Source organism: Pseudoalteromonas luteoviolacea DSM 6061, from assembly GCF_001625655.1.
GTDB lineage: Bacteria > Pseudomonadota > Gammaproteobacteria > Enterobacterales > Alteromonadaceae > Pseudoalteromonas > Pseudoalteromonas luteoviolacea.
This window is the reverse complement of sequence record NZ_AUYB01000095.1, coordinates 111194-130999: the sequence shown is the minus strand read 5'-3', so window position 1 is coordinate 130999 and position 19806 is coordinate 111194. Positions and strand designations below refer to the sequence as shown.

Genomic DNA, 19806 nt, shown 5'->3' with positions numbered 1-19806 from the left:
TCATTTTTTGGGGGAGTTACATATTGCTTTAGCCCCAATTTAATTTAAAAAACGCTCTTGGCAAGTGCTTAATGGCATGCGGTATAGGTATAATGCCGCTTTTTCTTCTTATCAGGCTAATATCACGCTCTCTTAGCTAAACAACTTTCGTTAACTTTAAAATTTCTGACATTTTTCCTCTTCATTATAGCAGGCAGCTAGTTGTGCTCGAAAAGTCAGCACCGCCAAATTAGGAATGCTGATTATTGGTTTAACCATTGCTGAGGCAAGGGAAAAAAGCGTATGAAAATTGCGGTGGCAGGAATCGGTTATGTTGGGCTCTCAAATGCAATTTTGTTAGCGCAATATAGTGAAGTTGTTGCTTATGATATTGATGAAAATAAAGTCCGAGATATCAATAATAGAATTTCGCCTATTCTTGATCCAGAGATTTCGGACTATCTCGCTACAAAAGAGTTATGCTTGGCGGCAACAACAGACAAGGAGTACGCGCTGGCAGGTGCGGAGTTTGTGATCGTAGCGACACCCACAAATTATGACCCAGTCACAAATTGTTTTAATACTGATACGGTTGAAAGTGTTGTGGAAGAGGTAATAGCGATTAACCCTACAGCAAATATCGTGATCAAATCAACAGTACCGGTGGGTTACACTGTTGGGCTACAAGAAAAATATCAAACAGATAAAATTATTTTTTCTCCAGAGTTTTTGAGAGAAGGAAAGGCACTTTATGACAACCTGTATCCTTCGAGAATAATTGTCGGTAGTAAATCTCAAGCTGCTCATCACTTTGCAGAACTGATGTCACAAGGAGCTCACAAAAAAGAAGTAGAGATCCTTTTCACAGGCTCTACCGAGGCTGAAGCTGTTAAGCTATTCTCGAATACGTATTTGGCCATGCGAATTGCCTACTTTAATGAACTTGATAGCTATTCAGAAGCCCATCGATTGAACACGTTGGAGATAATAAAAGGTGTTTGTTTAGATCCGAGAATAGGCGATCACTACAACAACCCGTCATTTGGTTACGGCGGATATTGCTTGCCAAAAGACACAAAGCAATTGGTGGCAAACTATCAAGATGTACCGAGCAATATTATCGGAGCCATTGTAGATGCGAATAGAACCAGAAAAGATTTTATTGCGGAGTCCATTATAAAGCGTGCTCCTAAAGTCGTTGGGATCTACCGTTTAGTGATGAAATCTGGTTCGGATAATTTTAGAGCTTCCGCTATTCAGGGGGTTATGAAGCGAATTAAGGCAAAGGGGATCGAAGTGATTGTCTATGAACCCACATTTTTCGGCGACAAATTTTTTAACTCCAAAGTGACTAGGGATTTGCAGCAGTTGAAAAGAGAAGCTGATATCATATTGACGAATCGTATGTCGAAAGAGTTAGATGATGTGAGAAGTAAAGTCTATACAAGAGACTTATTTGGTAAAGATTGACAGTAACAGGCTTTTCTCACGCCCAAAGTAACTGTGATTGCACAGGACTACAAGTTCTCGCGATAGAGTAAAAAGTATAAAACTGCATAGAAGCAAAAATAGTGAGTTCAAGCAAACTCTGTCGGTTTTATAATTGGCGGTGGTGCAATTATTCTGTATAATGCCCGCCATGAAGGATATTTTTAGTCACAATACAGGGAGTCGTATGAAAGCAATTCTATCTTTTTCTATTCTGGTAAAGTCACCTTAGTACACCTAAAACGTTACAAAGCTTATTGAATTTTAAATTTGGTATGTTTGATACCTAATTGAATTAATAATTACGGCTTGGTTCGAGAGCTCTCGCATTCTAGTTAGTTGAATTTTTGCAATTATTAATTTTTTTGATAGGTCTTACAAAGAAGAGCTTTTTAGAGCGTATAACCTAGTTAAAAGGTATTGAGTTGAGTTGGTGGAGTGGTTGCTTTGTATGAATTTTTAAACTTTCCAATAGTGAACTTTAATTGCATAGCTATTGCAACAAATCTTTAGTAAAACTCATGTAACATTAACGCAATGTAAACTTGCGATTGAATTCATCGCATGCTTTAATTAGCCATCGCATAAGTAGCACTTATGTTGCCGAGCCTTATTGAGCTTGGAAGGTAAGAATAAGTATTAAAATATTTAGGAATAACAAATGGCCCAACGCTGTAAAAATTTCATTACCACTACTGCTGCTGCATGTGTTTTGGTAATGAGTGGCTGCACCTTAATCCCAGGTGGGCATTACGAAGGAATTACGTCAGGTGATAAAACAACAAGCTTGGAGCAAGACCTTTCAAAAGTAAATATCCAGCTTATTGATTCAACTTTAATTAAGCAGCAAAAACTCAAATCTAAAACGCCGACTACTTCACTTTCTCAAGGTGTAGATGTATCTAACTACGAGTACCGCCTTGGTATTGGTGATGTCATCACTGTGGGGGTTTGGGATCATCCAGAATTAACAATTCCAGCAGCAGTTCAAAGAACAGCAGAGTTTGATGGTTTTAGGGTACAAGTAGACGGCACAATTACTTATGCGTATGCGCCTAAAGTGCCTGCTGCTGGAAAAACAGTTGTAGAGTTAAGAGAAGAGCTAACCAAACGACTTGGTCGCGTCATTGAAGATCCTCAAATCGACGTAAAAGTAGTTGGCTTCAAAAGCCAAAAAGCATATGTAACAGGTGAAGTAAATAAACCTGGTGTATACCCAATCACGGAGTCTCCGTTGACGCTTATTGATGCTATTAATCTAGCAGGTGGTCTATCAGAAAGGGCAGACTGGCAAGTGGTCACTTTTTCTCGCGGTAACACCGTTGAGCATATCGAGTTAGATAACTTTTATGCTAAAGGGGATATTTCTCAAAACCGTTTACTACAGCATGGTGATGTTATCCATGTATCTCGTAACGATAAACGTAATGTTTACGTAATGGGTGATGTTAACAAAGTTGGCACCGTTGAAGTAAATCGTTATGGCTTAAGTTTGGCCGAGGCACTCTCTGAAGTTGGTGGGATCAACGAGCGCAGTGCAAATGCAAACGGCATTTTCGTTCTTAGAAAGAGAAATCTTGAGAAGGATGGTGTGATTGCAGATGTGTATCAGCTAAGAGCAAACAATATTGCCGCTTTGGTTTTTGCTGAGCAGTTCAGTCTTGAGCCACAAGATATCGTGTACGTTACAAGTGCACCAATCGCGCGTTGGAATAAGGTAATAAGTTTGTTACTGCCATCATTGACTACAGTTGATGCGCTTCAAGACATAGATAACCAATAGGTAGGTACACATAGTAATGTTTGATAGTATATTGGTTGTCTGTGCAGGAAATATTTGTCGAAGTCCAACTGCCGAATATGTCCTAAAAGAGAAGCTTGCAGAGACGAATATCAAAGTATCTTCGGCTGGCTTAACAGCACTTGAAGGAAAGCAGGCTGATTCTTTAGCAAAAGAATTGGCAAGCTCCCGAAATATAGATATGTCAGCCCATAGAGGTCGTCAGATAAATTCTTCTTTAGTAAATCAAAACGCACTAATTTTGGTGATGGAGCAAAGGCACCTGAAAGATCTTTGTGCTCGCTACCCTGAGGCAAGAGGTAAAACCTTCTTACTTGGCAAGTGGCTAGGCGACAAGGAGATCCCTGATCCGTATCGTCAAAGCCGTGAAGCTTTTGAACATGTATACGAATTAATTGATAGCGCTTGTAGCGCTTGGCAGAAGTATTTATAAGGATGAAAGAGTCAATGAATGCTCAATCAAACCTAACGACTGGCGCACAAAATAAACAAGCCTTATCTCAATCTCAATCTCAATCTCAAGAAATCGATTTAATGGCTCTAGTAGGAGCTTTGCTAGACCGCAAGTTATTTATCTTTATTATTACAGCCTTGTTCATGATCATAGGTGTGTGTATCGCTACTTTTAGTACGCCTATATACCAAGCTACATCAATGATTCAAGTTGAGGAAAAAGGCGGCTCAGTACCAGGCTTTGATGAGCTTGGCGGAATGTTTGAAAGTACTTCAGCTGCTGTGACTGAAATTGAGCTATTGAAATCAAGAAGCATCATTGGTGAAGCAGTTGATAGCTTAAATTTAGATATTATTGCACAGCCAAAACTGTTTCCGGGTATTGGTGGTCGTTCATTTAGAAGTTTCACGCCGTTGCAAGCTGGTGACTTAGCTGAACCAAGCTTTGGTGCAAGTAGCTATGCTTGGGGTGGTGAGATTATCGAAGTGTTCCGGTTTGAAGTGCCAGAAAATGCCGTGGGTGTGGCTTATACACTGATCGCTAAAGAGGGTGGAAGATTTGAGTTGATTAACTCTGATGGTGACGCTTTCCTAAGTGGTAAGGTTGGTGAAGAGGCAACAAACGGAACATTTACACTGACTCTTAAAACATTAGTTGCACGTCCAGGAACTGAATTTGTGATCGCTAAACAAGATCGCTTGAATACGATCTTGGGTTTACAAGCGACGATAGGAGCTGGTGAAAAAGGTAAAGACTCTGGAATTATCAATCTGAGCTTCCAACATGCGGACGCGACTTACGCTGAAGATGTACTCAATAAAGTTGCTGGTATTTACGTACGCCGCAATGTTGAGCGCAATAGTGCAGAAGCGCAAAAATCTCTTGAGTTTTTAGAGCACCAGCTTCCGCAAGTTAAAAAGCAGTTAGAAGCAGCAGAGCAACGTTTCAATGATTATCAAGTAAAGCAGCAATCAGTAGATATTTCTTTGGAAACCGAAGGAGTATTGAGGCAACTGGTTAAGCTTGAAACTCAACTGCAAGAGTTAGAGCTAAAGAAACTTGAGCTAGGGCGCAAGTTTAAACTGAGCCACCCAAGCTATCAGGCTGCGATTGAGCAAATTGAAGCCGTTGAAAATCAAAAAAGGCGTTTGGCAAGTGAAGTTCAGGTATTACCTGAAACTCAGCAAGAGCTACTGCGTTTAAAGCGTGATGTAGAAGTGAACAACGAGATATACACGTTACTACTGGCAAAAACACAAGAGCTAGATATAGTTCGCGCTGGTACAGTAGGCAACGTACGTATCATTGACGAGGCGCAAGTTAATACATCAAGCCCTGTAAAGCCTAAGAAAGCACTAATTGTTGTTATGGCTACTTTACTTGGCAGTATGTTAGCGATTGCCCTTGCGCTTATTCAAAAAGCTATCCATAAAGGCATTGAAGATCCAAGCGAAATTGAAGCGTTAGGAATGCCGGTATATGCGAGTGTTCCTTATTCTGAGTATCAGGTTAAACTGACAGGCTTCGCGAAGGCGAGAAAAGGAAAAACTGCGAAGGCAAAATCTATACTCGCAGTTGATAACCCCGCAGACCTATCAATAGAAGCATTGCGTAGTTTAAGAACAAGTTTGCACTTCGCAATGATGGAAGCAAAAAATAATATCATCGCTATTTCTGGCCCGAGCCCAGGTGTAGGTAAATCATTTATTTCAGTAAACTTGGCAACAGTTTTGGCGCAAAGTGATAAAAAAGTTTTAATTATCGATGCTGATATGCGTAAAGGTTACCTACAGACACAGTTTGGTATGAAATGGGATAATGGTCTAAGCGACTATTTGTCAGGCCGTATTACGCTGGAAGAGGCGACAAAGCAAACTCAAGTTGAGGGACTTGACTTGATGACTCGAGGGCAGATCCCTCCTAACCCATCTGAGCTTCTAATGCATGAGAATTTTAGCAAGCTTATCGATGAAATTAGTGCAAAATATGACTTGGTCATTATTGATACGCCACCAATTCTAGCTGTTACAGATCCTGCAATCGTAAGTGCTCATGCGGGAAGCACATTGCTTGTAACACGTTTTGGGCAGAATCATTTGAAGGAATTAGAGCTAACGCGTAAGCGCTTTGAGCAAAATGGCACTGATGTTAAGGGTGTTGTTTTCAATGGTGTAGTTAAAAAAGCGAGTAATGCTTACGGGTATTATGGTTATTACAACTACGAGTATAAATCAGATAAATAGTAATTGGCCTAATATTTTATTAGTAGAATAATGTTATTAGCTTACATGGGAAGTTTTGAATGAAAGTCTTAACAGTTTTTGGCACGCGTCCAGAGGCAATTAAAATGGCGCCGCTGGTTCATGCGCTTGCAGCAGATGAACGATTTGATGCAAAAGTCTGTGTTACAGCGCAGCACCGTGAGATGCTGGACCAAGTGCTGGAGCTTTTTAAAGTAGTGCCTGACTTTGACCTCAATATTATGAAAGCAGGTCAAACATTACCTGAAGTAACCAGCAGAATTCTTTTAGAACTTACGCCTGTGTTAAAAGAGTTCCAACCTGATGTGGTGCTTGTGCATGGAGACACTGCAACAACGTTTGTGGCTAGTTTAGCTGCATACTACGAACGCATTCCTGTCGGTCACGTTGAAGCAGGACTTAGAACTGGAAACATTTATTCACCTTGGCCAGAAGAAGCTAATCGTAAATTAACAGGTGCTCTGACTAAGTATCACTTCACTCCGACAATGACATCTAAGCAAAATCTGCTTGCTGAGAATTATGACGAGTCGAGCATTCATATTACAGGTAACACTGTTATTGATGCATTGCTGATGGTTAAAGACCAGATTGAGCAAGATGATGATTTAGCTTCTACACTTGCAGCGCAATTTCCATTTTTAGATGACGATAAAAAGCTTATTTTAGTGACAGGCCATCGCCGCGAAAGTTTTGGTGGTGGGTTTGAGCGTATTTGTGAGGCGTTAGCTAGAGTAGCAAAGGCACACCCTGAGGCACAGATCCTTTATCCGGTTCATCTAAATCCAAATGTGCAAGAGCCAGTAAATCGTATTCTAAAAAATGTCAGCAATGTTCACTTGATAGAACCTCAACAGTATTTACCTTTTGTTTATCTAATGAACCGTTCACATATTATTCTGACAGACTCTGGCGGTATTCAAGAAGAGGCCCCAAGTTTGGGTAAGCCTGTTTTGGTAATGCGAGACACGACTGAAAGACCAGAAGCGGTTACTGCTGGTACTGTAAAACTTGTAGGTACAGACGTTGATTTGATTACTTCATCAATCAATGAACTATTAACAAATGAGCAGAGCTACACAGAAATGAGTAGGGCGCATAACCCTTATGGTACTGGTAACGCATGCCAAACAATTTGCGATATTCTAGCTCAATAATTTACTTGTTGTATTTAAAGCTACAACGTTAAGCTTCAAAGGGAACCCATGTCTTTCAATAATATCTCTGTGATTGGCCTTGGTTATATAGGCCTTCCAACTGCAGCGATGTTCGCATCACGCAAAAAACAAGTTATTGGTGTTGATGTCAACCAATATGCCGTCGACACCATTAATAAAGGTGAAATTCACATTGTCGAGCCTGAACTAGATATCATAGTTCATGCTGCAGTAACCGAAGGTTATTTAAAAGCGACAACAACGCCAGAAGAAGCCGATGCTTTTTTAATTGCGGTGCCTACACCATTCAAAAATAAAGCTGAGGATGATGGTCAAATACCAGAGCCTGATTTGACTTATATCCAAAAAGCAAGCGAAGCGATAGCGCCTGTTTTAAAGAAAGGTAACTTAGTTATTTTAGAGTCAACTTCACCTGTTGGTGCGACAGAAAAAATGGCTGAATGGCTCGCCGAAGCTAGGCCTGATCTTTCATTCCCTCAGCATATTGGGGAAGACTCAGATATTCGTATCGCCCACTGCCCAGAGCGAGTTTTACCTGGACATGTTGTGAGAGAGTTGGTCGAAAATGACCGAGTCATTGGTGGAATGACAAACAAGTGTTCGGAAGCAGCTATTGAGCTATATCGTATTTTTGTAGAAGGGGAGTGTGTCAAAACGAACTCTCGTACTGCAGAAATGGCAAAGTTGACTGAAAACTCTTGCCGCGATGTGCAAATCGCATTCGCAAACGAGTTATCCATTATCTGCGATAAGCTAGATATTGATGTTTGGGAGCTAATATCACTTGCAAACAGGCACCCGAGAATAAATATATTGCAACCTGGACCAGGTGTCGGCGGGCACTGTATTGCAGTCGATCCATGGTTTATTGTGAGCAAGACACCTGAAGAAGCAAAAATTATTCATACAGCACGACAAGTGAATGATGCTAAACCACATTGGGTATTAGAAAAGGTAAAAATAGCGATAGCGGATCTAATGCAATCAATGCCTGAAAAAACAGCAAAAGATATTCGTATATCGTGTTTTGGTATCGCTTTTAAAGCTGATATTGACGATTTAAGAGAAAGCCCTTCATTCGAAATAGCCAAGGCTATTGCGAAAATGCACTCTGCACCAGTTCGCATAGTTGAACCGAATATAACAGAGCTTTCCAAGGATAGACTAGAAAACGGCGTTTTATGTGAACTACATGAAGCCATTCAAGATACAGACATAGCTGTATTATTGGTTGACCACAGAGAGTTTAAAGAAATTAAAGAGCTTCCGTCTCATGTCAAAGTGATAGACACAAAAGGAATATGGTCTTAGTAATTAGAAGCTTGCTTAAAACCCTGTCTACGTATAAGTGGTCATGGAAATAAAAACGATTTCTACAGTATTATAGTCTAGGAGATAAAATGCAATTTATTGATTTAAAAACACAATACTCATTACTGAAAGATAAAATAGATTCAAATATTCATAAAGTATTAGACCATGGTCAATATGTAATGGGTGCCGAAGTTGGTGAGCTGGAAAGTAAACTAGCTGACTACGTCGGAGTTAAACATTGTGTTAGCTGTGCATCAGGTACGGATGCGCTTGTTATGGCCCTTTTAGCTCATAATATCGGTGAAGGTGATGTTGTGGTAACAACACCATTTACATTTATTGCAACCGCCGAAGCTATTAAATTTGTAGGTGCAAAGCCACTCTTTGTTGATATTGATCTAGATACTTTTAATATCTCACCAGAAAAGCTTGCAGAAGCATTGCAAGCAATCAGCAATAAAGAGCAGACGATTCATTCAGCAGTATGTGAAGATATTAATCAAATTAAAGCCGTTATCAGCGTTGATTTATTTGGTTTACCTGCGAATGCGTCAGAGATAAACAAAGTTGCCAGTGAATATAACCTGACTGTTATTGAAGATGCTGCTCAAGGTTTTGGTGGCTCAATTAACGACAAAAAAGCAGGTGGCTTAGGTGACATTGGTTGTACATCTTTCTTCCCAGCTAAACCTCTTGGTTGTTACGGTGACGGCGGTGCTATTTTTACCGACAGCGACGAAATCGCTGAGCTATTAAAGTCAATTCGCGTCCATGGTCAAGGTGAAGATAAGTATCAAAATGTTCGCTTGGGTCTAACTGGACGACTAGACACAATTCAAGCTGCTGTTTTATTACCAAAACTTGAAGTTTTCGATACTGAAATTGCGCAGCGTCAAAACGTAGCTGAGCTTTATACTGCTAATTTATCTAATGTGGACGGTCTGACGACACCAAGTATTCCTGAGGGTTATACAAGTGCATGGGCTCAGTACACTTTACTCGCAAAAGATGATGCGCATAGAACTCAAATCATGGAACATTTAAAAGCGAATGGTGTACCAGTTGCAGTGTATTACCCTATCCCTTTGCATAAGCAAAAGGTATTTGAGTCTCTTGGTTACAGCGCAGGAAGCTTCGAAGTGAGCGAGCAAGCTGCAGATCGTGTATTCAGCCTACCTATGCATCCCTATTTGAAAGTAGAAGAAATAGAGATGATTTGTAAATTAATTGAGGAGGTATAATGTCTCAAGATATTTATATTGATGCAAGTGCTCACGTTAGTGACGGCGCCAAGATTGGTCAAGGCACTAAAGTTTGGATTAATTCGCAAATTAGAGAGAATGTATCGATCGGTGAAAACTGCATCATATCGAAAGATGTGTACATAGACGCAGGGGTTAGCATCGGCAACGGTTGTAAAATTCAAAACTCAGTGTCTGTTTACCAAGGTGTTACAATCGGAAATGACGTTTTTGTAGGACCAAATGTTTCTTTTACAAACGACAAGGTTCCAAGAGCGTTTAACTCTGACTGGCAAATTACAGAGACCATAGTTGAAAATGGAGCTAGCTTAGGTGCAAACGCTACAATCGTATGCGGCATTAAAATCGGCGAGTATGCTATGGTGGCAGCAGGTTCTGTTGTTACAAAAGATGTTCCACCTTACACTTTAGTCGTAGGTAACCCAGCGAGGATTATCGCTAAAATCGACAAAGCCGGCAATAAAGTAAGCTAACTAAATTGGAAAGTGACATGACATTAAAAGTTGCAATATTAGGTATCGGTAACATGGGGCGCAACCACCTCAGAATACTAAGTATGCTTAAAAATGTGGAAGTGACTAATATCTTCGATTTCAATGAAGCAGAATTGAAGAAGCTGTCGGAACAGTATCAAGTACCTTATACAACAAATGCAGATGAAGCTATTTCTGGCACTGACGCGGTTGTTATCGTAACGCCTACTAGTACGCACTTTGAGTATTTCAAGCTGTGTGCAGGCAAAGTAAAGAATGTTTTTATTGAAAAACCGCTAGCTGAGACGTTAGAAGAAGCACTTGAAATTAAAGCGTTAGCTGAGAAGCATGATATGTACGTTCAGTGTGGCTTTATAGAACGTTTCAACCCTGTAGTTGTTGAATTACAGCGAGTTCTTAAGAACGACGAAGTTATTAATGCAGACTTCTCTCGCACGAATCGATTGAGTTCAAGAATCACTGACGTAGACGTCGTACTTGACCTAATGATTCACGATATCGATCTAGCGTTGTACTTAAATGGCCCAGTTAAGAGCGTATTAGCTTACGGTAAAAAAGAGAATAACCTAGTTGCATTTGCTTCAGCTCTTATCCAGCATGAAAATGGCGCACTATCTCGCGTATTAGCGAGTCGTATGACAGAAAAGAAACAGCGTAAGATTCAGGTAACTACAGATAAGTCATACGTTGATGCTGAGTTGCTAAGAAAAGAGCTGATTGTTCATAAGCAATCAACAGTAACTCAAGAAGCTGGTCAGCCTTATGTTGTTTCTTCTCTTGAACAACAAATTGAAGTTAAACCACAGGAAGCTTTATTAGTTGAGCATCAGGCCTTTATTGCGGCTTGTAACGGTGAGGTGAGCACAAACCTTCCAACTATTGAAAGTGGTGTAGAGTCGTTGAGAATAAGCGAGTTAATTTTGGAGCAAATAAATAATGCTTAGAGAAAGTTATGAAGGTAAGGTAGTACTTGTTACAGGTGGTGCTGGTTTTATAGGTAGTCACTTAGTAGACAGGCTAATTGCTGACGGTGCTAAGCAGGTTATTATCGTTGATAATTTATTCCTTGGCTCAGAAGACAACATCCAAGAAGCACTTGCTAAAGGTGCTGTATTCTATAATGAAGACATAGAGTATAAAGATAGCTTGGAGTACATTTTTGATGCACACCAAGTTGATGTTGTATTTAACCTTGCAACAAAAGCACTCAATTACTCTTTCATTAATCCTGGTAATGCATTTACCACAAATGTAACAGGAACTGTTAACTTGCTAGAGCTGCAGCGTAAAGGCAAATTCAAGTCTTTATGTCACTTCTCTACGTCAGAAGTTTACGGTACAGCTGTTTATGAACCAATGGATGAAGCTCACCCTAAGGCTCCTACAACAACTTATGCAGCAGGTAAAGCAGCAGCAGATCTTGCAGTTGAAAGTTATGTAAACATGTTTGATGTGGACGCATTTATTGTTCGTCCATTTAATAATTATGGCCCGAGACAAAACCATAAAGGGTTACTCGCTGGTGTTATTCCTATCACTGCTTGGCGTATTCAAAATAACATTGCGCCAGAGCTTCATGGTGAAGGAAACCAAAGCCGCGATTTCATCTATGTGATGGACACGGTTGATGCAGTCGTCAAGCTGTACACTGTAATGCCAGCTGGTGAGAGTGTGAATATCTCTACTGATAACTGTGTCACAATCAAAGAGCTACTTACTAAGATTATTGCACATTACGACTATCAGGGTGAGTTAGTAAGAAAAGAAGCGCGCGGTGCGGATGTATTAACTCACAATGCTAGCAACGCAAAAGTAAAAGAGCTCATCTCATACAATCTGACTTCTTTTGAAGATGGTCTAGCGGAGACTCTAGATTGGTATAAAGCCAAATTTACAGGGTAGTAAAGTGAACGAGAAAATAAAGCTAATAAAGCCGTATATTTCTTTTGAAGAAGTTTCTGAAGAAATGAAAGAAATATTCGACTCTGGCCAATTAACCAAAGGTCCTAATGTTGCAAAGTTTGTAGAAAGTCTAAAGAAATACACGGGTGCTGAATATGCAGTGCCAATGACGTCGGCTACAACAGCATTAACGATGTGTTTAAAAGCAATCGGTATCAAAGCTGGAGATAAAGTAGCAGTTTCTGATTTCTCATTCCCTGCAACGGCAAATGTTGTTGAAGATTTAGACGCTGTGCCTGTTTTCGTTGATGTTGATAGAGATACCTACAACATGTCAGTGTCAGATCTGCGCGCGAAAATGGACGACACGATCAAAGCTGTAATCTTTGTTGATGCATTAGGGAATCCATCAGGCCTAGACTCTATTAAGGCACTTTGTGAAGAGTTTGGTATTCCGCTTATTGAAGATGCAGCTTGTGCGATAGGTAGTCATATTAATGATCGTAAAGTTGGTAACATTGCTGACCTAACGTGTTTTAGCTTTCACCCGAGAAAGCTCTTAACGACGGGTGAAGGTGGTGCAATTGTTACAAATAACAAAGATTTTGCTAAGTGGTTAGCTGTTAAGTCTAATCATGGTGCAGATGGCCTTCGCGGCAAAGTGTTTGACTTTGTTGACTTTGGCTATAACTACCGTATGAGTGAAATCCAAGCACTTATGGGCTGGAAGCAAATCGACAAGCTAGATGAAATTACAGCACGTCGCAATGCTATTGCCGTTGAATATGCAAATGCGCTAGAGCCGGTAGGTATTAAGCGTCAATCTGTAACGGAAGGCGTTTATCATAACATTCAGTCTTTAGTATTTACTGTCCCAGAAGGCACGAATAGAGACGAATTAATTGATCACCTAGCAGCACATAATATTGAATCTACACTGGGTACATATTGCCTGAGCGGTACTACTTTTTACAAAGAAAAGTACAACGACGTACAAGCAAATGCACAGTGGCTAGAAGATAATACCATTACATTACCGTGCTACGATGATCTGTGTGTAGAGACGGTTACAACATGCATTAAAGACTTTTTCTCTTAAAATGAAGCGAATTAGTAAAGTTGCAATAAGAGTAGTCACTTACCTACGTAAGCGAATGAAGTCCAAGTTTAATAGACATGTGTCTTTGGGTGATTTGCTTACGGACCGCTGGGAAACTGCAAAGTTCTTAGGCTTTGGCGAAGGGACTACTTGTTACAACAATGTGCTTGTGTTGGGGGATGTTCGCGTTGGTAAAAATACGTGGATAGGACCTAATGTGATTCTCGATGGCAGCGGCGGGCCGCTCGTCATCGGAGATTACTGCTCAATCAGCGCAGGTGTTCAAATCTATACACATGACTCTGTAGAGTGGTCAACAAGCCTTGGTGAAAAGCCTGTAGTCAAAGAGCCTACAACAATAGGTAATGGGGTTTACATAGGACCCAATTCAGTTGTGCAAAAAGGTGTTAGCATTGGCGACAGTGCTGTTGTGGGGGCAATGTCTTTTGTTAATAAAGACGTTGAAGGAAACTCCAAGGTATTTGGATGTCCTGCGAGAGTTAAAGCGAGCAAGAGCTAGTTATGATATCTATTATAGATTGTGAAATGGGTAATTTAGGCTCTGTAAAAAATATGCTCAAGCATATTGGTGTTGAAAGTAAAATCATATCGACACCTGAAGAGATTAAAGCTGCCGAAAAAATTATTTTACCAGGTGTAGGTAGCTGGGATAATGGTGCTCAAAAATTAAGAGAAAGTGGCTTATTAGATGTGCTCAATGAAAGAGTACTGAAAGATAAAGTTCCTGTGCTTGGTATTTGTTTGGGGATGCAGCTAATTCTGGACTCTAGTGAGGAAGGAACATTACCAGGCCTGGGTTGGATATCAGGGGAAGTGAAAAAGTTTGATTTCGCGGCACCTGAATATCAAGACCAAAAGCTTCGCATTCCACATATGGGTTGGAATGTGGTGGACGCAAAGAAAACGACTTCTCTAACCGAGCATTTTGAAGGTGAGGTTCGCTTTTACTTTGTCCACTCTTATCATGCTGTAGTTAAAAATCAAGATGACATATTGATGACCTGCAATTATGGTTATCCGTTTACCTGTGCTATCCAGAAAGATAATATCTGGGGAGTGCAATTTCATCCCGAAAAAAGTCATAAATTCGGGATGGCATTAATGAAAAAATTTTCGGAAGTTTAAATTTTGCTACGAACTAGAGTCATGCCTTGCCTACTGCTGAAGGGCAAAGGCTTAGTGAAAACAGAAAAGTTTAAAAATGAGCGCTATGTTGGCGATCCAATTAATGCAGTACGTATATTCAACCAAAAAGAAGTTGATGAACTTGTACTCTTTGATATAGATAGCACCAATAAACAAACCCCCATCAATTTTAGTCTGTTAGAGCAGATAGCATCAGAGTGCTTTATGCCAATATGCTATGGTGGTGGTGTTAAAACAATGGCGGATTTTAGAAAGCTATTTTATATGGGAATTGAGAAAGTTTCCGTAAGCTCATTACTTTTTGAAAAACCAGATATTATCAAGGAAGCTGTATCTGTATATGGCTCTCAGAGTATAGTTGCGACATTGGATGTCAAGCAATCAAGATTTAGAAAAAAGTACGTGGTGTGCACGCACTCATCAAAAAATAAAATAAAAATGTCTCCAGTAGAGGCTGCCCAATATGCAAGCGACCTTGGTGTTGGTGAAATTATCTTAAACACTGTACACCGAGACGGCACGTGGTCGGGATTTGACTCAAATCTAGTTAAGCAAGTTGTCGACAGTGTCAATATCCCAGTTGTTGCCGCGGGTGGAGCTGGGTCGTTAGACGACATAAAAAGTGTTGTTGACGATGCGCATGCATCTGCAGTGGCAATTGGCAGCATGGCTGTATTTCAATCAAAGGATATGGGAGTGTTAATCAAATTCCCAAGTCATTCCGAACTATCACAAATTCTAATTTAGGCAATTGAAAATGACTTACCAGATATGTACACGTTGTATTTATGACTCGGAAGTTCCTAACATAACATTCAACGAAGAAGGTGTTTGTAGTTACTGTACACAAATTGACGAGTTATCAGAACAGTTCCCAAATGATGAAAGGGGTGAGGCTGAACTTCAACGTCTTGTAGATGAAATGAAGGAAGCTGGAAAAGGTAAAAAATATGATGCATTAATTGGCGTAAGTGGTGGTTGCGACTCTTCTTACTTGATGCACTTAATGACCAAGAAATATGGCTTACGTTTATTAGCTGTCCACTTTGATAACACTTGGAACTCAACTGTTGCGACTGAAAACATCCATTGCGTTACTGAAAAACTAGGTATTGATCTGTATACCTATGTTGTTGATGCTAATGAATTTGACGATATGATATTAGCGCACCTTAAAGCAGGTGTTAAAGAGATTGAAAACCCAACCGATATCGGCCTAGCAACAACAATGAATATGGCGGCTGAAAAATACGGTATCAAGTATAAGATTGATGGACATTCTTTCAGAACTGAGGGATCTGCACCTATGGGTTGGATCTACATGGATGCTAAGTACATAGACAGCGTTCATAAAGAATACGGCACGGTCCCAATGAAGACATTTCCAAATCTATGGCTATCAAAGCAATTGAAATGGATGTTGTTTAACCAAATTAAGTCAATTCGCCCTCTTTACTATCTTGAATACGACAAAGAAGCTGCAAAAGCAATGCTGACTAAGGAGTATGGATGGGTTTGGTACGGTGGCCACCACTTAGAGAACAGAACTTCTTCATTCTTCCACAGTTATTTCTTTCCTAAAAGATGGAATACAGATTTCAGAATTGCAGGGTACTCAGCCTATTGCCGCGATGGTCGTATGACAAGAGAAGAAGCTTTAGCGTTGATGAAAGAAGAGCCTCATATTGAAGATGGTCTTTTAGAGTTTTATAAGAAGCGCTTAAACCTATCTGACGAAGAGTTTGATAGACTTATGAGTTTACCGAAAAAGCACTATACGGACTTTAAAACATACAAGAAAACTTTTGAAAGAATGAGACCTTTCTTCTACCTAATGGCTAAGTGGAAGCTAATTCCTTGGAGCTTCTATATCAAGTACACATTGCCACATTCAGTTGAGAAAAAATAACAATGCAAGATAAATACATTTTACAGTACGGAAGTTTGGCAGGATGGCCTTACAAGGTAGCCCACGCCTTGAGAGAAAAAGGGATCAACAGTAAAAATGTGATTTTCTATGATAAAGATGTTCATGACTTGAGTCGGAACTTGCCATACGATGGTTCTGTGTGCCATCCAGATGACAGTACGTTTAAAAAAATAGGTTCTATTTTTAAGTTCATAGAACAAGTGAAAAATGAATGTAGTATCGTACACTACCACAGTTCTAATATATTTTTTAGGGAGTTACACTCCCTATACGAAGGGCCAAAATTTAGAAAAGCAGGTATTCCAATGCTGATTTCGTTCGGTGGTGGAGATGCTCGATTTCTAAAGCAGGCAAACGAACTGAATCCATATTTCTACAAACCTTACAGTAGAAAAATCGATACAATTATTAAACTTCGATATAGCTCTTGGAAACAAAATATTCGCTTTTGTGCGACAGATCCTGAGCTAGGAGAAGTTGCGAAGCCTTACTTTGATAAAGTGTTTACCTTTAGGCAGCCTGTTATTTTAGATGAAATTAATCTAAAAGTGCCAGATGCCAATAACACTTGTCCACGCATTTTACATATACCTACAGAGCCAAAAGTTAAGGGTACTGAAGAAATTGTTGCAGCAGTGGAAAACTTGAAGAAAAAGGGCCTTAATTTTGAGTTTGTCTTAAAGAGACAATTAACTCAAAAAGAGGTATATCAAGAAATTAGCAACTGTGATGTCTATGTAGATGAGTTAAGGTGTGGTTCGCACGGCGTAACCGCTGTAGAAACCATGGCCGCAGGTAAACCAACAGTGACTTTCATTAGGGAAGATTTAATTGATAAGTTCCCTGAAGAGTTACCTTTAGTAAACGCGAATCCTGATACGATTGAGAAAGTGCTAGAAGAGCTAATCTTGGATGCGCAGCTGAGACATAACATAGGTAAAGCTAGCCGAGCTTATGTTGAAAAGTACCATGATTCTAGAGTGGTAGCTGACGACTTAATCGAAATTTATAAAGAAATTGAACATGCTTAAGTTTAAAGCATTATTTTCAAAAGCCTTGGAAAAAGGCTTTTTCCATTTGTTGTTTTCGAACTTTCTTGTTCAATTTTTAGGGTTCGGCTTAGTTCTTTTTTTAGCCGCGCATCTTACGCCAGCTGAAGTGGGTAATTTAAAGTTACTTCACTCATTTGGTGCGTTTTTTATCATGCTGGCGTGTTTTGGGTTCAATTCATCGATTTTGAAATTCTGCTCGGAAGATGTAAGCCAAGGTGAGAAACAGGCCTACTTAGTTCATGGCTTAAAGGCCGTGACCTTAATTTCAATTATTAGCTTTTTGCTATTTACCTTAATTTGCGCTTTCTATTTAATCCCTTCTAGAGAAGAGATTGGCTATTGGCCTTATGTCTATGGCGTTTCCATCTTATTTGCGGCGCCGGCATTGTTATTTTTGTGTTATTTGCAGTCACAAAAGAAAGTTAAATTAGCAGCCACATTACAAGGTGCGGTGAGATTAGCTTTCGTTGCAGTTATATTTGTTTCGGCCATATTTTATGGGTTTGAAGGCGTAGTTATTGCAACTGTGGCTTGTTATTTTATTGGCTTGATTGTTTATTTCCCTTTGTTGAAAAACGAGGTGTCCAATACCACTCAGACAACCCGAAAATCTGAAATCAACAGGTACTCCGCATTTATTATTGTCGGCGCACTAATCACCGTTGTTTCGCAAAATATAGATATATATTTACTCGGTTTTCTTGGTGTGGCGAGTGATGAAATTGGGGTGTACTCAGTTGCGACGCTATTTTTCCTATCTGGTACTGTAATCACAGGTACGATTCAAACAGTAATAACTCCGTACTTTAGTGAAAAGCAAGACAATGGAGCGTGGATCAGAGAGAAAGCAAGCGAGTATCAAAACAAACTTATTTTTATAACAATTCCATTTTCTTTCGTGCTGGCCTTTGCTTCTTATTTGATGGTTGAGTATTACTTTGGTGAGGAATACAGGAATGCTGTCGTATATAGTTGGTTTCTGATTGGAAAGTACTTTATTTGGAGTTGTTTCTGCGTTTACGGCGCTGTTTTATTCTCAATAGGGGTGGTCAAAGAAGGGATTTACATCGCACTAGCCACTTTAATTTTTAATGTTTTTATTTCTGTGTTGTTGTTTAGCCAATATGAAACACTTGGTGTTGCGATATCACAGTTTATTACTTCCTTAATGAGTTTACTCCTAATTAGGTATGTATTCCACATTAAAACAAAGGGACAAAGTGTTAATGAGATCCACCTTCAGTAAAAGAACTTTTTTACTATTTTTCATAATAGTAGTTCCACTGTTCCTAAATTTGAATATCTCAGGAGGACTGAGATTTGATGCGAGCCCTTTTAACTTTTTGGGCATGCCATCTTTGCCTCTTATGCTCATACTGTTCTCAGGTCTGGCTGTACTAAACATTCTTAACTTCAGGTTTAAAACAAGTGAGCTTGTATTTATATTTTTAGTCTTATTTACGCTGTTTCTCTCATTTACCGTAAATCAGAATATGCGGTCAGTTTTATTGGCCTTTGGTATGGTGTTACCCTTATTCTTTATGCAGCTCTTTGTTAGTCTACTAAAGATTGCAAAGGTTGACTTTGAAAATGTTGATTTCGTCTCGCATTTTTATACCGCTATTTCGGCAATGATTTTGATTAAGTTCACAACAGATGTAGCGTTTTTCGGCACGGTTTACTCTGAGTACTTTGTATTTAGCAATATTGTTATATATAACTCCTTTGATTACTTTCCTGCTGTTTATATCTTAGCGATAGTACTTTCGGTTAATAACTTATATGAGAAAAAGCTTGAAAAACTCTCGGTATTAGTCATTGGCGTATCTCTAATTTGTTCTGTTATGTCATATAGTAGGCTATTTGCAGTACTGGCTGTGGTTGCTGTACCTACTTACATTGTGATTAGAAGTTTACAGCTAAGATCTGGGCAGATAGCGCTAGTAACCTCGATGTTTAGTATTGCTGTCACGATTGGAGTTGCACTTCTTGCGCTCAATACAACAGATCAATCTTTAATTACTCGCTTTAGCCATTGGTATTCTTTCTTTTCCAGCTTTGAGGCTTTAGATGTAATTTTTCCGTTTTGGAATGCTTATCGAATAGAGATGAGCTGGGGAACATTCCACAATGAGTTGCTCGAAATATATTCTTACTATGGGTTTATATTCTTTATGTATTTATACATATTGAGTAATGTTTTTACCTCTAGTGGAGAGTATCGATATACCTTAGTTACATTACTTTTCTTCTTTTTGATAGGCGGTTTGATTCAATTGAACCTGACAAACCCCTATGTTGCATTAATTATTTCAGCTCTTTGCTCATCAATTAAATGTAATGAGATTGGTCGAGAGAGCAGAGTTGAAGCAACAGAGTAAGTTTTTGTTAGAGTTACAGTATGGATAACTTAAGTTCAAAATTT

General features: G+C 39.5%; 18 protein-coding genes. All 18 read left to right on the top strand.

Features of this window, described 5'->3' with window-relative positions; genetic code table 11:
* The first annotated feature begins 282 nt into the window (after positions 1-282).
* The 18 genes from N475_RS07905 to N475_RS07820 all read left to right on the top strand — a co-directional run bounded on the left by N475_RS07905 (position 283) and on the right by N475_RS07820 (position 19762).
* Positions 283-1449 carry a nucleotide sugar dehydrogenase gene (locus N475_RS07905; RefSeq protein WP_063355501.1) on the top strand — a complete coding sequence of 389 codons (1167 nt, stop codon included), beginning with the start codon at positions 283-285 and terminating at the stop codon, positions 1447-1449.
* Between the two features lie 679 nt (positions 1450-2128).
* Positions 2129-3250, top strand: coding sequence for a polysaccharide export protein (locus N475_RS07900; RefSeq protein ID WP_063364993.1), 1122 nt, complete (start codon positions 2129-2131; stop codon positions 3248-3250).
* Positions 3251-3266: 16 nt separating this feature from the next.
* Entirely contained in the window at positions 3267-3701 is a 435-nt protein-coding gene (locus tag N475_RS07895; protein WP_063355499.1) for a low molecular weight protein-tyrosine-phosphatase, read from the top strand.
* Between the two features lie 14 nt (positions 3702-3715).
* Positions 3716-5965, top strand: a complete 2250-nt coding sequence (locus N475_RS07890) for a polysaccharide biosynthesis tyrosine autokinase (RefSeq protein ID WP_063355498.1) — start codon at positions 3716-3718, stop codon at positions 5963-5965.
* 59 nt (positions 5966-6024) lie between these two features.
* Positions 6025-7140 carry a non-hydrolyzing UDP-N-acetylglucosamine 2-epimerase gene (wecB, locus tag N475_RS07885; RefSeq protein ID WP_063364992.1) on the top strand — a complete coding sequence of 372 codons (1116 nt, stop codon included), beginning with the start codon at positions 6025-6027 and terminating at the stop codon, positions 7138-7140.
* A gap of 48 nt (positions 7141-7188) precedes the next feature.
* Complete coding sequence (gene wecC / locus N475_RS07880) at positions 7189-8472, top strand: UDP-N-acetyl-D-mannosamine dehydrogenase (RefSeq protein WP_063355496.1); 1284 nt, start codon at positions 7189-7191, stop codon at positions 8470-8472.
* A gap of 89 nt (positions 8473-8561) precedes the next feature.
* The gene (locus tag N475_RS07875; RefSeq protein ID WP_063355495.1) at positions 8562-9716 is read left to right on the top strand and encodes a DegT/DnrJ/EryC1/StrS family aminotransferase; all 1155 of its coding nucleotides are present in this window, start codon (positions 8562-8564) and stop codon (positions 9714-9716) included.
* Complete coding sequence (locus tag N475_RS07870) at positions 9716-10210, top strand: acyltransferase (protein WP_063355494.1); 495 nt, start codon at positions 9716-9718, stop codon at positions 10208-10210. The genes N475_RS07875 and N475_RS07870 overlap by 1 nt, the downstream gene beginning before the upstream one ends.
* 17 nt (positions 10211-10227) lie before the next feature.
* Positions 10228-11175 carry a Gfo/Idh/MocA family protein gene (locus N475_RS07865; RefSeq protein WP_063355493.1) on the top strand — a complete coding sequence of 316 codons (948 nt, stop codon included), beginning with the start codon at positions 10228-10230 and terminating at the stop codon, positions 11173-11175.
* Complete coding sequence (locus N475_RS07860; RefSeq protein ID WP_063355492.1) at positions 11168-12133, top strand: GDP-mannose 4,6-dehydratase; 966 nt, start codon at positions 11168-11170, stop codon at positions 12131-12133. Before N475_RS07865 ends, N475_RS07860 begins: the two co-directional genes overlap by 8 nt.
* 4 nt (positions 12134-12137) lie before the next feature.
* Positions 12138-13232 carry a DegT/DnrJ/EryC1/StrS family aminotransferase gene (locus N475_RS07855; protein ID WP_196765572.1) on the top strand — a complete coding sequence of 365 codons (1095 nt, stop codon included), beginning with the start codon at positions 12138-12140 and terminating at the stop codon, positions 13230-13232.
* 1 nt (position 13233) lies between these two features.
* Positions 13234-13752, top strand: a complete 519-nt coding sequence (locus N475_RS07850; RefSeq protein WP_063355491.1) for an acyltransferase — start codon at positions 13234-13236, stop codon at positions 13750-13752.
* Between the two features lie 2 nt (positions 13753-13754).
* Entirely contained in the window at positions 13755-14378 is a 624-nt protein-coding gene (gene hisH, locus N475_RS07845; RefSeq protein WP_063355490.1) for an imidazole glycerol phosphate synthase subunit HisH, read from the top strand.
* A 3-nt stretch (positions 14379-14381) separates the two neighbouring features.
* Positions 14382-15146: an AglZ/HisF2 family acetamidino modification protein gene (locus N475_RS07840; RefSeq protein WP_063355489.1), complete on the top strand. Its 765-nt coding sequence runs from the start codon at positions 14382-14384 to the stop codon at positions 15144-15146.
* A 10-nt stretch (positions 15147-15156) separates the two neighbouring features.
* The gene (locus N475_RS07835) at positions 15157-16308 is read left to right on the top strand and encodes an N-acetyl sugar amidotransferase (RefSeq protein ID WP_063355488.1); all 1152 of its coding nucleotides are present in this window, start codon (positions 15157-15159) and stop codon (positions 16306-16308) included.
* 2 nt (positions 16309-16310) lie between these two features.
* Positions 16311-17360 (top strand): glycosyltransferase family protein, encoded by a 1050-nt coding sequence (locus N475_RS07830; protein ID WP_063364991.1) that lies wholly within the window; start codon positions 16311-16313, stop codon positions 17358-17360.
* Entirely contained in the window at positions 17353-18627 is a 1275-nt protein-coding gene (locus N475_RS07825; protein ID WP_063355486.1) for a lipopolysaccharide biosynthesis protein, read from the top strand. The genes N475_RS07830 and N475_RS07825 overlap by 8 nt, the downstream gene beginning before the upstream one ends.
* A 247-nt stretch (positions 18628-18874) precedes the next feature.
* Positions 18875-19762, top strand: coding sequence for a hypothetical protein (locus N475_RS07820; protein WP_155730821.1), 888 nt, complete (start codon positions 18875-18877; stop codon positions 19760-19762).
* The last annotated feature ends 44 nt before the right edge of the window (positions 19763-19806 follow it).

Coding starts and splice junctions, on each gene's coding strand:
- N475_RS07900 (WP_063364993.1), top strand. CDS start 2,129: ATGGCCCAACGCTGTAAAAATTTCATTACCACTACTGCTGCTGCATGT.
- N475_RS07830 (WP_063364991.1), top strand. CDS start 16,311: ATGCAAGATAAATACATTTTACAGTACGGAAGTTTGGCAGGATGGCCT.
- N475_RS07890 (WP_063355498.1), top strand. CDS start 3,716: ATGAATGCTCAATCAAACCTAACGACTGGCGCACAAAATAAACAAGCC.
- N475_RS07860 (WP_063355492.1), top strand. CDS start 11,168: ATGCTTAGAGAAAGTTATGAAGGTAAGGTAGTACTTGTTACAGGTGGT.
- N475_RS07870 (WP_063355494.1), top strand. CDS start 9,716: ATGTCTCAAGATATTTATATTGATGCAAGTGCTCACGTTAGTGACGGC.
- N475_RS07825 (WP_063355486.1), top strand. CDS start 17,353: ATGCTTAAGTTTAAAGCATTATTTTCAAAAGCCTTGGAAAAAGGCTTT.
- wecB (WP_063364992.1), top strand. CDS start 6,025: ATGAAAGTCTTAACAGTTTTTGGCACGCGTCCAGAGGCAATTAAAATG.
- hisH (WP_063355490.1), top strand. CDS start 13,755: ATGATATCTATTATAGATTGTGAAATGGGTAATTTAGGCTCTGTAAAA.
- wecC (WP_063355496.1), top strand. CDS start 7,189: ATGTCTTTCAATAATATCTCTGTGATTGGCCTTGGTTATATAGGCCTT.
- N475_RS07875 (WP_063355495.1), top strand. CDS start 8,562: ATGCAATTTATTGATTTAAAAACACAATACTCATTACTGAAAGATAAA.
- N475_RS07895 (WP_063355499.1), top strand. CDS start 3,267: ATGTTTGATAGTATATTGGTTGTCTGTGCAGGAAATATTTGTCGAAGT.
- N475_RS07905 (WP_063355501.1), top strand. CDS start 283: ATGAAAATTGCGGTGGCAGGAATCGGTTATGTTGGGCTCTCAAATGCA.
- N475_RS07835 (WP_063355488.1), top strand. CDS start 15,157: ATGACTTACCAGATATGTACACGTTGTATTTATGACTCGGAAGTTCCT.
- N475_RS07850 (WP_063355491.1), top strand. CDS start 13,234: ATGAAGCGAATTAGTAAAGTTGCAATAAGAGTAGTCACTTACCTACGT.
- N475_RS07820 (WP_155730821.1), top strand. CDS start 18,875: ATGCGGTCAGTTTTATTGGCCTTTGGTATGGTGTTACCCTTATTCTTT.
- N475_RS07865 (WP_063355493.1), top strand. CDS start 10,228: ATGACATTAAAAGTTGCAATATTAGGTATCGGTAACATGGGGCGCAAC.